The following is a 13,542-nucleotide window of genomic DNA, read 5'->3' as shown; positions in this document are numbered from 1 at the left end:
CGACTGCCGGTATCGACAGGCTGGCAACGCAGAGACGATGAAATCCGCATGCGTTTTCCAAGATCGCGACGAAATCAGCAGCTCTTGCGCTTGCGAACGGGGGAACGATCGGGCACAGTGGCGGCGTGGCCAACCGCGACCGGAACGCCAGCGTTCCCCTCGACGCCGCCTCCAAGGCGATCATCGAGCAGCTCCAGGAGGACGGGCGCCGCCCGTACGCCGCCATCGGCAAGGCCGTCGGCCTGTCCGAGGCGGCCGTGCGGCAGCGCGTCCAGAAGCTGCTCGACCAGGGCGTGATGCAGATCGTCGCCGTCACGGACCCGCTCACCGTCGGCTTCACCCGCCAGGCGATGGTCGGAATCCGGGTCGAGGGCGACATCGAACCCGTCGCCGACGCGCTGGCCGCCCTCGACGAGGTCGACTACGTCGTCTGCACCGCTGGCTCGTTCGACCTCCTGGCCGAACTGGTCTGCGAGGACGACGAGCACCTGCTCGAACTGATCAACAAGCGCATCCGCGCGCTTCCCGGCGTGCGGAGCACCGAGAGCTTCGTTTACCTGAAGCTCCGGAAACAGACCTACACCTGGGGCACCCGATGACAGCCGACCCGGCGCAGAAGGACCTTTCCAAGACCGCCTACGACCACCTGTGGATGCACTTCACCCGCATGTCGTCGTACGAGAACTCTCCCGTGCCGACGATCGTCAAGGGCGAGGGCACCTACGTCTGGGACGACAAGGGACGCAAGTACCTCGACGGCCTCGCCGGCCTGTTCGTCGTCCAGGCCGGCCACGGCCGTGAGGAGCTCGCCGAGGCCGCCGCCAAGCAGGCCAAGGAGCTCGCCTTCTTCCCGGTGTGGAGCTACGCCCACCCGAAGGCCGTCGAGCTGGCCGAGCGCCTGGCCAACTACGCCCCGGGCGACCTGAACAAGGTCTTCTTCTCCACCGGTGGCGGCGAGGCCGTCGAGACCGCCTGGAAGCTCGCCAAGCAGTACTTCAAGCTGACCGGCAAGCCGACCAAGTACAAGGTCATCTCGCGCGCCGTCGCCTACCACGGCACCCCGCAGGGCGCCCTGTCCATCACCGGCCTGCCGGGCCTGAAGGCCCCGTTCGAGCCGCTGGTGCCGGGCACCCACAAGGCGCCGAACACCAACATCTACCGCGCCCCGGCCTTCCTGGAGGGCCCCGACGGCACGGTCGACCCCGAGGCCTACGGCCGCTGGTGCGCCGACGAGATCGAGGTGGCCATCCTCAACGAGGGCGCCGAGACCGTCGCCGCCGTCTTCGTCGAGCCGGTGCAGAACGCCGGTGGCTGCTTCCCGCCGCCGCCCGGGTACTTCCAGCGCCTGCGCGAGATCTGCGACCGCCACGACGTGCTGCTGGTCTCGGACGAGGTCATCTGCGCCTTCGGCCGCCTGGGCACCATGTTCGGCGCCGACAAGTTCGGCTACCAGCCCGACATGATCACCTGCGCCAAGGGCATGACCTCGGGCTACTCCCCGATCGGCGCCACGATCATCTCGGACCGCCTCGCCGAGCCGTTCTACAAGGGTGACAACACCTTCCTGCACGGCTACACCTTCGGCGGTCACCCGGTGTCCTCCGCGGTGGCGCTGGCCAACCTCGACATCTTCGAGCGCGAGGGCCTGAACCAGCACGTGCTCGACAACGAGTCGGCGTTCCTGAACACCCTGAGCAAGCTGCGCGACCTGCCGATCGTCGGCGACGTCCGCGGCAACGGGTACTTCTACGGCATCGAGCTCGTCAAGGACAAGGTCACCAAGGAGTCCTTCAACGACGAAGAGGTCGAGCGCGTCCTCTACGGCTTCCTGTCGAAGGCCCTCTTCGACAACGGCCTGTACTGCCGCGCCGACGACCGTGGCGACCCGGTCATCCAGCTGGCCCCGCCGCTGATCTCCGACCAGTCGACCTTCGACGAGATCGAGCAGATCCTGCGGACCAGCCTGACCGACGCGTGGGCGAAGCTCTGATCCCCCTGCTTTCCTCCCCACCCTCAGTCACAGGGCGGTCCCGCTTCGGCGGGGCCGCCCTGCGGCGTTCCCGGTCCGTTCATCGGACCGCACTTCGGATCAAACACGCCTGATTGCGGGTGATTTGCCCCGGATGGAGCAGTGTGCCGCGCCCGCGCCCGGGTCCGATCGTTCTAATCTGACGACTGTCATATCCCTGCGGCCCCCAGGACGGAACCTCATGGCAGCGGCCCCTCCTGACAACGACGTGCTGTGGGCCCGGGGGATCGTCAAGTCCCATCACGGCACCCCCGCGCTGCGCGGCGTCTCGCTCGGGGTCCGGGAGGGCGAGGTCCTCGCCGTCACCGGCCCGCGCGGCTCCGGCAAGAGCACCCTGCTCGGCTGCCTCTCCGCGCTGCTCCCCGTCGACGAGGGCGAGGTCTGGTTCAACAGCGCCCCGGTGCACACCCTCGGACGGGCCGGACGGGAACGGCTGCGCCGCGACCGCTTCGGCTTCGTCGGCTCCGAACCGCACCTGGTGCCCGAACTGACCGCCCGGGAGAACGTCGCCCTGCCGCTGCTGCTGGCCGGCGCCGGCGGCAAGGCCGCCCACACCGCCGCCGACGAGTGGCTGGAGCGCCTGGACATCGGCGACCTCGCCAAGGTCCGGCCCGACCGGCTGGTGCAGGGCCAGCGCCAGCGGATCGCCGTCGCCCGCGCCCTCGCCCCGCTCCCGCCGGTCGTCTTCGCCGACGACCCCACCGCGCCGCTGCACCACGAGACCGCCGAGCAGGTCATGCGGATACTGACCAGCGCGGCCCGCTCCCACCAGCTCACCCTCGTGCTGGCCACCCACGACCGCGAGCTCGTCCGGTACGCGGACCGCGCCGTCGCCCTCGTCGACGGACGCCTGACCGGCCCCGTCACGCCCGTGCCGCGGGTCGCCCCGGCCCCCGGCACGACCGGGGTCACCGCCGTCCCGGCCGCCGGCCGCTGAGAGGGCCGCCGTGTTCTACCTCCGCCTGGCCCGCGGCTACCGGGCCCTCGACCTCGGCCGCTGGCTGCTCACCGCCCTCGCCGGCGCCGTCGTCGCCGGCTTCCTGCTGCGCGCCCTCGGCCGCGCGATGAGCGACCCGGCCGCCGGTCCCGACGCGCTCGTCCGGCTGCTCTGGTGCCTGCCGCCGCTGGCCGCGGTCGCCTGGTTCGCCGCCGTCGCCGCCCGCGCCCTGCCCGCCCGGCGGGCCGAACGGATCACCGGGCTCACCACCGCCGGGGCCGGGGCCGGCCGGATCCGCGCCCTGATCGCCGGCGAGGTCGCGCTCGCCTGCGGCACCGGCGCCGGCCTCACCCTGCTGCTCTTCCTGGTCCTGCGCAACGACATCGCCGGGCCCGCGCTCGCCGACGAACTCGGCATGGGCGTGGCCCTGCCGGCCGCCGCACCGGTCGCCCTGCTGACGCTCGTGCCGCTCACCGCGGGCCTCGCCGCGGCCGGCGCCGTCCCGCACGCCGAGACGCTGCCCGGCCGCTCCCGGCCCGAACCGACCGGCTTCGGCCCGTGGCGGCTCGCCCTGCCGATCGGCCTCGCCGTCCTCGGCCTCGCCCTGGAACTCATCGCGCTGCGCCCCGGCGCCGCGGCCGACGGCCGCCCGATCCACCTGCCTGCCGGGCTCGGCACCACCAGCACCGCCGCACTCGGCGGCTGGGCCGCCTCCGCGCTCGGCCTCGCCCTGCTCACCGGCCCGCTGCTCGCCCTGGCCGGCCGGCTGCTGGCGCTCGGCCGGCCCACCCCGCTGCGGCTGCTCGCCGGACGCGGCCTGACCGCGCAGGCCCGCCGGCTCGGGGCGCCGCTGGCCGTGCTCACCCTGGCGCTCGCCATGGTGCTCACCACCGTCCGCTACTGGCTCGGCGAGCCCGGCAGCGCCGATGTGCTGCCCGCCGTCGAGGCCGGCCTAATCCTGGGCTGCACGGCCGGTGCGGTGGCCGTCCGGCTCGCCGAGCTGCGCACCGCCCGCCGGGGCGTCGCCGCGGCGCTGCTGAGGCTCGGCGCGGCGCCCCGGCTGCTGTTCGGCGCCGTGGTGCTGCGGACCCTGATGGCCGGGACCGTCCTGCTGGTCACCGGCGGGGCGACCGCGGCCCTGGCGGCCGCCGGACTGCGCTGACCGGCGCGCGGCCAGAGCCGCGCGCCGGTCGGTCCGGCCGTCCGTCGGTCCGGCCGTCCGGTCAGCCGGCCGCCGCGAGCTGGCCGCAGGCGCCGTCGATCTCCTGGCCGCGGGTGTCGCGGACCGTGGTCGGCACACCGTGCGACTGGAGGCGCCGGACGAACTCGCGCTCGTCCTCGGGGCGGGAGGCGGTCCACTTGGAGCCCGGGGTGGGGTTCAGCGGGATCAGGTTGACGTGCACCCGGTGGTTCTTGATCAGCCGGCCGAGCAGGTCCGCCCGCCACGCCTGGTCGTTGATGTCCTTGATCAGCGCGTACTCGATGGAGATCCGGCGGCCGGACTTCTCGGCGTAGTTCCACGCCGCGTCCAGCACCTCGGCGACCTTCCAGCGGGTGTTGACCGGCACCAGCTCGTCGCGCAGCTCGTCGTCCGGCGCGTGCAGCGACAGCGCCAGGCGGCAGCTGAGGCCCTCGTCCGCCAACCGGTTCATCGCCGGGACCAGGCCGACGGTGGAGACGGTGATGCCGCGCTGGGAGAGGCCGAAGCCGTCCGGCGCCGGGTCGGTCAGCCGGCGGATCGCGGCCAGCACCCGGTTGTAGTTCGCCAGCGGTTCGCCCATGCCCATGAAGACCACGTTGGACAGACGCGCCTCGCCGCCCGGGATCTCGCCGGCCTTGAGCGCGCGCATCCCGGCGGCGATCTGCTCGACGATCTCGCCGGTGGACAGGTTGCGCGTCAGCCCCGCCTGGCCGGTGGCGCAGAACGGGCAGTTCATGCCGCAGCCGGCCTGCGAGCTGATGCACATGGTGACCCGGTCCGGGTAGCGCATCAGCACCGACTCGACGAGCGTGCCGTCGAACAGCTTCCAGAGCGTCTTGCGGGTGGTGTCGTCGTCGCAGGACACGTGCCGCACCACCGACATCAGCTCGGGCAGCAGACTGCCGGTGAGCTTCTCCCGGCTGGCGGCGGGGATGTCCGTCCAGCTCGCCGGGTCGTCCGACATCCGGCCGAAGTAGTGGTTGGAGAGCTGCTTGGCGCGGAACGGCTGCTCGCCCAGCTCGGCGACGGCCTCCTTGCGCTCGGCGGGGCTCAGGTCGGCGAGGTGTCGCGGGGGCTTGGCGCCGCGCGGCGCGACAAAGGTGAGTTCTCCGGGCTTAGGCATGGTTGTTCCAGTGTCGCAGACGCGCGGGGGCCCCGGACGCCGTGCGTCCGGGGCCCCTGTGCGCGAGGGCTGCGGCTCAGCTGCCGACGAAGGCCGCCAGCAGCAGCCAGACCACCGGGGCGGTCGGCAGCAGCGAGTCCAGCCGGTCCATGATGCCGCCGTGGCCGGGCAGCAGCGTGCCCATGTCCTTGATGCCGAGGTCGCGCTTGATCATCGACTCACCGAGGTCGCCCAGGGTCGCGGTGACCGCCGCGCAGCCGCCCAGGATCAGGCCCTGCCACCAGCTGCCGCCGTCGATGATCAGCTCCATCAGCAGCGCGCCCGCCAGCATCGACAGGCCGATGCCGCCGGCCAGGCCCTCGCGGGTCTTGCCCGGGCTGATCGTCGGCGCCAGCTTGGTGCGGCCGAACTTGTAGCCCACCGCGTAGGCCCCGGTGTCGCTGCACACCGTGACGATGAGGAAGAGCACGATCCGCTGCGGGCCGTCGTCGGCCGCCAGCATCATCGCCACGAAGGTGGCGAGGAACGGGACGTAGAAGGCGGTGAAGATGCCCGCCGTTATGTCCCGCAGGTAGTTCTCGGGCGGCTCGGTCATCCGCCAGACCATCACCGCGAGCCCGGTGAGCGCGAGCGAGGCCGCCGCCCACTGGATCCCCGACCAGTAGCCGGTGGCGACCATCGCGATGCCGCCCGCGACCAGCGGGACCAGCGGCGCCTTGATCTCCTTGCGCTCGGCCAGCCGGCTGGTCAGCTCCCAGACGCCGACCGACACCGCCGCGATCACCACGACCAGGAACAGGGCCTTGACGACGAACAGCGAGGCGACGATCACCGCGCCGAGGCCGACGCCCACGCCTATCGCGGCCTGGAGGTTGCGGCCGCCGCGCTGTTTGCGCTGCGGCGGCTGAGGCTGCGGATCGGCCTGGGCCACGGGTGTCTCCTGCCCTGGGTGGGACGACGGCACGAGGAAGGGCTGCCCCGCCGCCGGTCCGCCCGGCGGGCCGGGGTGCGGCCCGCCCGCGGGGGCGGGGGGCGGGGTGTCGTCGGCGATCGCGCGCAGCACGACCGTCTCCGACGCACCCGGCTCCGGCGTCCCGGGCTGCTCGTCGCGGAACAGCGGTCCGCTCAGCCGGCCGGACTCCCGGGCCGGCCCCTCGGCGGGGTCGGCCCCGGGCGGGGGCACGGGCTGCGGGCCCGGGTCGGCCGGTACGGGAGGCATGACCTGAGTCTCCTCCGCGTCCGGGTCCCAGTACACCGGAGGCTGCTGGGAGTGACCCGTTCGGTGGCCGGGGTCGTTCGTGCCGTACGGACCGTACGGCCCGGGCGGGCCGGCCTGCTGCGCCGGGTGCCCGGGTATGCCGCGAGCCTGCGCAGGTGCGGCTGGTGCCTGCGCAGGCTGGTGCGGCCGGTACGGCTGGAACGGCTGGTACTGCTGGTCGGACGGGCCCCAGTAGCCAGGGGCGTCAGGGGCGTCGTTCATCAGACCTCGAGCAGCTCGGCTTCCTTGTGCTTCAGCAGCTCGTCGACGGAGGCCACGTACTTGGCCGTGGTGTCGTCGAGCTCCTTCTCGGCGCGGCGGCCGTCGTCCTCGCCGACCTCGCCGTCCTTCACCAGCTTGTCGATCGCGTCCTTGGCCTTGCGGCGCACGGCGCGGATCGAGACCTTGGCGTCCTCGCCCTTGCCCCGGGCGATCTTGATGAACTCGCGGCGGCGCTCCTCGGTCAGCTCGGGGAGCACGACCCGGATGATGGAACCGTCGTTCGACGGGTTGACGCCCAGGTCGGAGTCACGGATCGCCTGCTCGATGGCCTTCAGCGCGGTCTTGTCGAACGGCGAGACGACCGCCATCCGGGGCTCCGGGACGGAGAAGGACGCCAGCTGGTTGATCGGCGTCACGGCGCCGTAGTACTCCGCGACGATCTTGGCGAACATCGCCGGGTGCGCGCGGCCGGTGCGGATGGCGGCGAAGTCGTCCTTGGCGTGGGCGACGGCCTTCTCCATCTTCTCCTCGGCGTCGAGGAGGGTCTCTTCGATCACTGTGATCTCCCTGTCCGGTTCATCTGCTGTTGTCCCGACCGGAGTCGGCGGCGGGGCCTCGCGGCGGCGGCGCCGTCCGGTGCGGCTGGTTGCTGCTCAGGCCCGGACAGAATCCTGGCTGATGAGTGTGCCGATCTTCTCACTCTTCACCGCCCGCGCGATATTGCCCTCCGCGAGCAGCTCGAAGACCAGCATCGGCAGGTTGTTGTCCTTGCAGAGCGTGATCGCGGTGAGGTCGGCGACCTTGAGATCACGTGCGATGACCTCGGAGTACTCCAGCGCGTCGAACTTGACCGCGTCCGGGTTGGTCCGGGGGTCCGCGTCGTAGACGCCGTCCACCCCGTTCTTGCCCATCAGCAGGATGTCGGCGTGGATCTCCAGGGCGCGCTGCACGGCCGTGGTGTCGGTGGAGAAGTACGGCATGCCCATACCGGCGCCGAAGATCACCACACGGCCCTTCTCCAGGTGCCGCACGGCGCGCAGCGGCAGGTACGGCTCGGCGACCTGGCCCATCGTGATGGCGGTCTGGACCCGGGTCTCGATGCCCTCCTTCACCAGGAAGTCCTGGAGCGCGAGGCAGTTCATCACCGTGCCGAGCATGCCCATGTAGTCCGAGCGGGCCCGGTCCATGCCGCGGACCTGGAGCTCGGCGCCGCGGAAGAAGTTCCCGCCGCCGATCACCACGGCGACCTCGGTGCCCGCGCGGACGACCGTGGCGATCTCGCGGGCGATCGCGTGCACGACGTCCGGATCGACGCCGAGCCCGCCGCCGCCGGCGAAGGCCTCACCGGACAGCTTCAGCAGAACCCGGCGGCGCGTGCCGCCGTGGGTGTCCTGCGCGGTCTCCTGCGTCTCCTGCATGGACTTCTCCTTCTACACCTACTGGTTCACAGGCGCGGACGTGCGGATGACCGGCCTGCGCGTACACGCGAGGAGGCCACTGCCGCGGGAACCGGTTCGGTGTCCTGCACGGCAATGGCCTCCTCGTCGTTCATGCTGCCGACGCGGCTCGCCCATGGACGGATGGCGCTGGGTGAGCCCGTACGGCGCGTTCCCCACCGCCCTGGTCAGCGGGCGGGGGCGGTTTCCAGCCTACGGCCGGAAGCCCGGGTGGAACGTGGCTCAGGCGCCGACGCGGAAGCGGGCGAAGCGCTTGAGGGCGACGCCGTTCTCCTCGAGGACCTTGGCGACGGTCTTCTTGGTGTCCTTCGCGAAGGCCTGCTCCAGGACGGAGTTCTCCTTCACGAAGCCGGTGACGCGGCCCTCGACGATCTTCGGCAGGGCGGCCTCCGGCTTGCCCTCCTCGCGAGCGGTGGCCTCGGCGACGCGGCGCTCGTTCTCCAGGTCCTCGGCCGGGATGTCCTCGCGGGACAGGAACTTCGGCGCGAAGGCGGCGATGTGCTGCGCGACGTCCTTGGCGACCTCGGCGTTCTCCTTGTCCAGCTCGACCAGGACACCGACGGCCGGCGGCAGGTCGGGGCTGGTCTTGTGCAGGTAGACCGCGACGAAGCCGTCGCCGTCGAACTGCGCGAAGCGGCGGAAGACGATCTTCTCGCCCAGGGTCGCGTTGGCCTCGTCGACGAACTGCTGGACGGTCTTGCCGGCCTCGATCTCGGAGGCGAGGGCGGCGTCCAGGTCGGCCGGGGCGGTGGCGGCGACGTGGGCGGCGATCGCGTCGGCGACCTGGACGAAGTTGTCACCCTTGGCGACGAAGTCGGTCTCGCAGTTCAGCTCGACCAGGACGCCGGACTTCTTGTCCTCGGCGATGAGCGCGGCGACGGCACCGTTGGAGGCGTCGCGGCCCTCGCGCTTGGCAACGCCCTTCTGGCCCTTGATGCGAAGGATCTCGACGGCCTTCTCGACGTTGCCCTCGGCCTCGTCCAGGGCCTTCTTGCAGTCCATCATGCCGGCGCCGGTGAGCTCACGGAGCTTCTTGACGTCCGCGGCGGTGAAGTTCGCCATGGTGTGAATCTCTTCTCGCGTCTCGCGTGTCTGCGTGGGGTAGCACCGGGGCCGGTGGTTCGGCCCAGGCACGGGAGAGAGGGGCACCGACCGGTGTCGTACCGGCGGGTGCCCCTCACCCTTGGTACGTCAGGCCTGCTCGGCCGGAGCCTCGGCCTCGGCGGCGGGCGCCTCGGCGGCGGCGGGGGCCTCCTCGGCCTTCTTCTCACCCTCCAGGAGGTCCTTCTCCCAGTCGGCGAGCGGCTGGTCGGCGCCCGGCTCGGCCTTGACGTCGCCCTTGGCGACACCCGCGCGGGCCTTGAGGCCCTCGGCGACGGCGTCGGCGATCACACGGGTCAGCAGGGTGACGGAGCGGATCGCGTCGTCGTTGCCCGGGATCTTGTAGTCGACCTCGTCGGGGTCGCAGTTGGTGTCGAGGATGGCGACGACCGGGATGTTGAGCTTCCGGGCCTCGCCGACCGCGATGTGCTCCTTCTTGGTGTCCACGATCCAGACGGCGCTGGGAACGCGCTGCATGTCGCGGATACCGCCGAGGGTCTTCTCCAGCTTGTCGTGCTCGCGCTGGAGGACCAGGAGCTCCTTCTTGGTGAGGCCGGAGCCGGCCACGTCCGAGAAGTCCAGCTCGCCGAGCTCCTTGAGGCGCTGCAGGCGCTTGTAGACGGTCGAGAAGTTGGTCAGCATGCCGCCGAGCCAGCGCTGGTTCACGTAGGGCATGCCCACGCGGGTGGCCTGCTCGGCGATGGCCTCCTGGGCCTGCTTCTTCGTGCCGACGAAGAGGACGCTGCCGCCGTGGGCAACGGTCTCCTTGATGAACTCGAAGGCGCGGTCGATGTAGTTCAGCGACTGCAGGAGGTCGATGATGTAGATGCCGTTGCGCTCGGTGATGATGAAGCGCTTCATCTTCGGGTTCCAGCGGCGGGTCTGGTGACCGAAGTGGACGCCGCTCTCCAGCAGCTCCCGCATCGTGACGACGGCCATGGCCGTGCTCCTCAGGTGTTACGCCCGGCTCCGGCGCACGCGTCGGGGTCGGCGCACGGTGGCGCTCCCCGCTCGGCACGTGCGAACGGCCGGGTCAGGCTCGGTTTGTCCGTGGCGGCCAGGTGACAGCCACGCCTGACGCCCCGAACGTGCCGAGCCGCTTCCACCCGGCGGTCCGGGGACCGGCCGGGCTCGGCGGACCGAGCGGCACTCGCACCTGGCGGGGGCGGCGGCGGAGCCGCTTGCGTCCACCGGTGGCGGGGCGTGCGAAGTCGACCCGGCGGACCGGGTCGCGTGTGAAGTGTACGGGAAGCGCCGAGCGCGGGGCGACTCCGCACGGGGCGGGCGGCCGGGGACGCGCCTGGTCCGGAGCGCCCGGACGGCGCCGCCGGGCCCCCGTGAACCCTGCGGAGTACACCCGTTGGAGGGACGTCCGTCATCCACAGGGGCCGGTTGTCCACAGGTTCCGGGGCGGGGGTGGCCGGGCCCGCGCGGGCCGGGGAGCCTCGGCGGCATGACTGCTGCTGCTCGGGTTCCGGCCGGCCCTGCGGGGCCGGGTGCTTCGGACGGTACGGCGGGCGGTACGACGGCCCGGCCGGGGGACGGTGCGGCGGGCGGGGCGTGGGGCGGCGCGGCGGCCGGGGCGCCGCGGTGCGGCCGGCGGGTGCCGGTGATCGTGCTGGGGGTTCTGGGGGTGGTGTTGGGGGTGGTGACAGGGGTGCTGCTGCCCGCGGGGTGGGCCGGGGCGGCTGGGCGCGCGGCGGCGGGCGAGGGTGGCAGCGGTGGGCGGGCGTGGCCGGTGGACGGGCCGGGCGGCGGGCCATCCGCCGTGGTCCGCCGCTTCGAGGCGCCGGCGCGGCCGTGGGGTGCGGGGCACCGGGGCGTCGACCTGGCCGCCGCTCCCGGCGCGGAGGTCCGGGCGGCGGCTCCCGGGGTGGTGACGTTCGCCGGGCCGGTGGCGGGGCGGCCGGTGGTCACGGTCACCCTCACGACGGCGGGGGTGCCCCCGCCTTCTGCTGCCTCTGCGGCTTCCGGGGCTTCTCCGGCTTCCGCCGCCTCGCCGCTGCGGACCACGTATCTCCCGGTGGCCGGCAGCGTCCCGGTGGGCACCGCCGTGGCCGCGGGCCAGGTGATCGGGCGGCTCGCCGACGGGGCCGGCCACTGCTCCGGCGGTGCCTGCCTGCACTGGGGGCTGCTGCGCGGACGACACTACCTCGATCCGCTGGCCCTGTTCGGCACCGGCCGGGCGCGGCTGCTTCCGCTCGCGGACCCACTCCCCCGGGACCGCGCGCGGCCGATCAGCTCGGGCCGAGACCATGCAGGGCGAGGGCGACGGCGGCGTCCGCGATCACCTCGGGGCTCTCCCCCCGGCCCCCGGCCGCCCGCTGCTCCGACTGGCGCACGGCCGCCTCGACGATGCCCTGCAGCAGCGCGGCGGCCAGCCGGGGCTGTTCGTGGCCGAGGTCCTCCAGGGCCTGGACCACCAGCCCCACCAGGGTCCCGTGCGCCGCCCGGATGCGCTCACGGGCCGCGTCGTCCAGCTCCAGCGCGGAGATCGCGGCGACCGCCCGGTGGCGCGGGTCGGCCGCCAGCGCGAGCTGGCCCCGGACGTAGGCCTCGATCCGCTCGGCGGCGGTGTCCCGGCTCGCCATCCCGGCCTCGATCTCGGCGGCCCAGAGCGGGAAGTCGCTCTCGCAGAGCGCCTCGACCACGGCTGCCCGCGAACGGAAGTACTCGTACACCGAGGACCGCGCCAGCCCCGTGCGCGCCGCGAGCGCGGGGAAGGTCAGGGCTTCCATGCCTCCCTCGGTGAGGAGACTGCGGGCAGCGTCGAGGAGGGCTGCCCGCTGCATCTGACGGTGCTCGGCCACACTGGCTGCTCGGATCTTCGGCACGCACTCCACTGTACGGAGCCCTACATCCCGCCGGTACGGTGCCGCGCGTCCGTGCGATGCGGAGGGATGCGTACCGGGGCGCAGGGCGTGGAACGGGCGTGCGCGGCGCACCCTGCGGCGGGCGACCGCGCCGCCCGCTAGCGGATGTCCGACAGCTTGGCGCGCAGCTGGAGCACCGACTTGGTGTGGATCTGGCTGACCCGGCTCTCCGTCACCCCGAGCACCTGGCCGATCTCGGCGAGGGTCAGGCCCTCGTAGTAGTAGAGGGTCACCACGGTCTTCTCCCGTTCGGGGAGCGTGTTCACGGCCTGCGCCAGCAGCCGCCGCAGCTCGCGGTCCTCGGCCACCTCCACCGGGTTGTCGGCACCGTGGTCCTCCAGGGTGTCCATCAGGCTGAGCCGGTCGCCGCCCTCGCCGACGGGGTGCAGCAGTTCGTCGAGCGCCACCACGTTGGCGAGCGAGAGCTGGCTGAAGATGGCGTGCAGGTCCTCGATGGCGATGCCCATCTCGGCCGCCACCTCGGGCTCGCTCGGCGTCCGCCGCAGCCGGGCCTCCAGCGTCGCGTACGTCCGCTCGACCGCCTTCGCCTTCTGCCGCACCGAGCGCGGGATCCAGTCCAGCGCCCGCAGCTCGTCGATGATCGCGCCGCGGATCCGGCTGATGGCGTAGGTCTCGAACTTGATGGCGCGTTCGATGTCGAACTTCTCGATCGCGTCGATCAGCCCGAAGACGCCCGAGGAGACGAAGTCGGCCTGCTCGACGTTGGAGGGCAGGCCGACCCCGACCCGGCCGGCCACGTACTTGACGAGCGGTGAGTAGTGCAGGATCAGCTGCTCCCGCAGCCGCTGGTCGGCCGTCTCCTTGTAGGCGCGCCAAAGCTCTTCGAGCGCCGTGCGCTCGCGCCCGCCCGCCTCCCGGCGGGCGGCCGGCGCCTCGGTCGACGCGAGGGCGGCCGGGTCGGCGGAAGCGCCGGGCGCGTCCGGACGGTCGTCGTGCGCCCCGGGGTGCGCCGGGCGACCGCCCTGCCGTGCGAGGGCCCCCATCCCGCCCGTGGCCTTGGAGGGGAACTCGGTCACGGTGCGCCGCTCGGTACGCGGCCCTCCCGAGGACCGGGCGCCACCGGTCACTCGGTGTCCGGGAATGTGTGTGGGCATACGTTGGTCTGCGCCGTTCTGCCGAGTCATGTGCTGATAGGGAAGGCATGGCGAGCGTAGCGTGACCAACTCGCTGCGCAGTGCTACCGCCACTCGGTCGTCCCCCGATCCGGTGGCGTTCGTGTCACCACCCCGGGGTACCGGGGATCGACGAACCGGAGGCCGGGCCCCGCCGGGCCGGGCCGGTCCGTCAATCCCCCTCCCTTCTCGCACTCGTCCGTGTGGT

Annotated in this window: 12 protein-coding genes; 4 read left to right on the top strand and 8 right to left on the bottom strand. The window is 72.6% G+C overall.

What is annotated here, in order from left to right:
- The first annotated feature begins 125 nt into the window (after positions 1–125).
- The 4 genes from ACFVVL_RS29615 to ACFVVL_RS29600 all read left to right on the top strand — a co-directional run bounded on the left by ACFVVL_RS29615 (position 126) and on the right by ACFVVL_RS29600 (position 4,128).
- Positions 126–599, top strand: coding sequence for an Lrp/AsnC family transcriptional regulator (locus ACFVVL_RS29615; RefSeq protein WP_030243538.1), 474 nt, complete (start codon positions 126–128; stop codon positions 597–599).
- Positions 596–1,990, top strand: a complete 1,395-nt coding sequence (locus ACFVVL_RS29610) for an aspartate aminotransferase family protein (protein WP_380289891.1) — start codon at positions 596–598, stop codon at positions 1,988–1,990. The genes ACFVVL_RS29615 and ACFVVL_RS29610 overlap by 4 nt, the downstream gene beginning before the upstream one ends.
- Before the next feature lie 220 nt (positions 1,991–2,210).
- Positions 2,211–2,966, top strand: a complete 756-nt coding sequence (locus tag ACFVVL_RS29605) for an ABC transporter ATP-binding protein (protein ID WP_380289893.1) — start codon at positions 2,211–2,213, stop codon at positions 2,964–2,966.
- 10 nt (positions 2,967–2,976) lie between these two features.
- Positions 2,977–4,128 carry a hypothetical protein gene (locus tag ACFVVL_RS29600; protein ID WP_380289895.1) on the top strand — a complete coding sequence of 384 codons (1,152 nt, stop codon included), beginning with the start codon at positions 2,977–2,979 and terminating at the stop codon, positions 4,126–4,128.
- Positions 4,129–4,189: 61 nt separating this feature from the next.
- Here the strand turns inward: ACFVVL_RS29600 and rlmN are convergent, their stop codons facing one another.
- The 8 genes from rlmN to whiG all read right to left on the bottom strand — a co-directional run bounded on the left by rlmN (position 4,190) and on the right by whiG (position 13,238).
- A complete protein-coding gene (gene rlmN / locus ACFVVL_RS29595; RefSeq protein ID WP_380289897.1) occupies positions 4,190–5,290 on the bottom strand; it encodes a 23S rRNA (adenine(2503)-C(2))-methyltransferase RlmN in 1,101 nt (366 codons plus the stop codon).
- Positions 5,291–5,366: 76 nt separating this feature from the next.
- Entirely contained in the window at positions 5,367–6,509 is a 1,143-nt protein-coding gene (locus ACFVVL_RS29590; protein ID WP_387680578.1) for a phosphatidate cytidylyltransferase, read from the bottom strand.
- 260 nt (positions 6,510–6,769) lie between these two features.
- The gene (gene frr / locus ACFVVL_RS29585) at positions 6,770–7,327 is read right to left on the bottom strand and encodes a ribosome recycling factor (protein ID WP_350568693.1); all 558 of its coding nucleotides are present in this window, start codon (positions 7,325–7,327) and stop codon (positions 6,770–6,772) included.
- 96 nt (positions 7,328–7,423) lie between these two features.
- Positions 7,424–8,188, bottom strand: a complete 765-nt coding sequence (pyrH, locus tag ACFVVL_RS29580) for a UMP kinase (protein WP_380289900.1) — start codon at positions 8,186–8,188, stop codon at positions 7,424–7,426.
- A gap of 261 nt (positions 8,189–8,449) precedes the next feature.
- Positions 8,450–9,289, bottom strand: coding sequence for a translation elongation factor Ts (gene tsf / locus ACFVVL_RS29575; RefSeq protein WP_380289902.1), 840 nt, complete (start codon positions 9,287–9,289; stop codon positions 8,450–8,452).
- Positions 9,290–9,418: 129 nt separating this feature from the next.
- A complete protein-coding gene (rpsB, locus tag ACFVVL_RS29570; RefSeq protein ID WP_380289904.1) occupies positions 9,419–10,267 on the bottom strand; it encodes a 30S ribosomal protein S2 in 849 nt (282 codons plus the stop codon).
- 1,298 nt (positions 10,268–11,565) lie between these two features.
- Positions 11,566–12,138: a TetR/AcrR family transcriptional regulator gene (locus tag ACFVVL_RS29565; RefSeq protein WP_380289946.1), complete on the bottom strand. Its 573-nt coding sequence runs from the start codon at positions 12,136–12,138 to the stop codon at positions 11,566–11,568.
- Between the two features lie 161 nt (positions 12,139–12,299).
- A complete protein-coding gene (gene whiG, locus ACFVVL_RS29560) occupies positions 12,300–13,238 on the bottom strand; it encodes an RNA polymerase sigma factor WhiG (protein ID WP_380289906.1) in 939 nt (312 codons plus the stop codon).
- Positions 13,239–13,542 lie beyond the last annotated feature (304 nt).

Source organism: Kitasatospora sp. NPDC058115 (assembly GCF_042884635.1).
Classification (GTDB): domain Bacteria; phylum Actinomycetota; class Actinomycetes; order Streptomycetales; family Streptomycetaceae; genus Kitasatospora.
The sequence above is the reverse complement of the archived record's forward strand: the minus strand, read 5'-3'. Positions and strand labels throughout refer to the sequence as shown.

Excerpts from the sequence above, each read along its gene's own strand:
- ACFVVL_RS29590 (WP_387680578.1), bottom strand. The coding sequence starts at position 6,509 with ATGCCTCCCGTACCGGCCGACCCGGGCCCGCAGCCCGTGCCCCCGCCC.
- ACFVVL_RS29605 (WP_380289893.1), top strand. The coding sequence starts at position 2,211 with ATGGCAGCGGCCCCTCCTGACAACGACGTGCTGTGGGCCCGGGGGATC.
- tsf (WP_380289902.1), bottom strand. The coding sequence starts at position 9,289 with ATGGCGAACTTCACCGCCGCGGACGTCAAGAAGCTCCGTGAGCTCACC.
- pyrH (WP_380289900.1), bottom strand. The coding sequence starts at position 8,188 with ATGCAGGAGACGCAGGAGACCGCGCAGGACACCCACGGCGGCACGCGC.
- ACFVVL_RS29610 (WP_380289891.1), top strand. The coding sequence starts at position 596 with ATGACAGCCGACCCGGCGCAGAAGGACCTTTCCAAGACCGCCTACGAC.
- rpsB (WP_380289904.1), bottom strand. The coding sequence starts at position 10,267 with ATGGCCGTCGTCACGATGCGGGAGCTGCTGGAGAGCGGCGTCCACTTC.
- rlmN (WP_380289897.1), bottom strand. The coding sequence starts at position 5,290 with ATGCCTAAGCCCGGAGAACTCACCTTTGTCGCGCCGCGCGGCGCCAAG.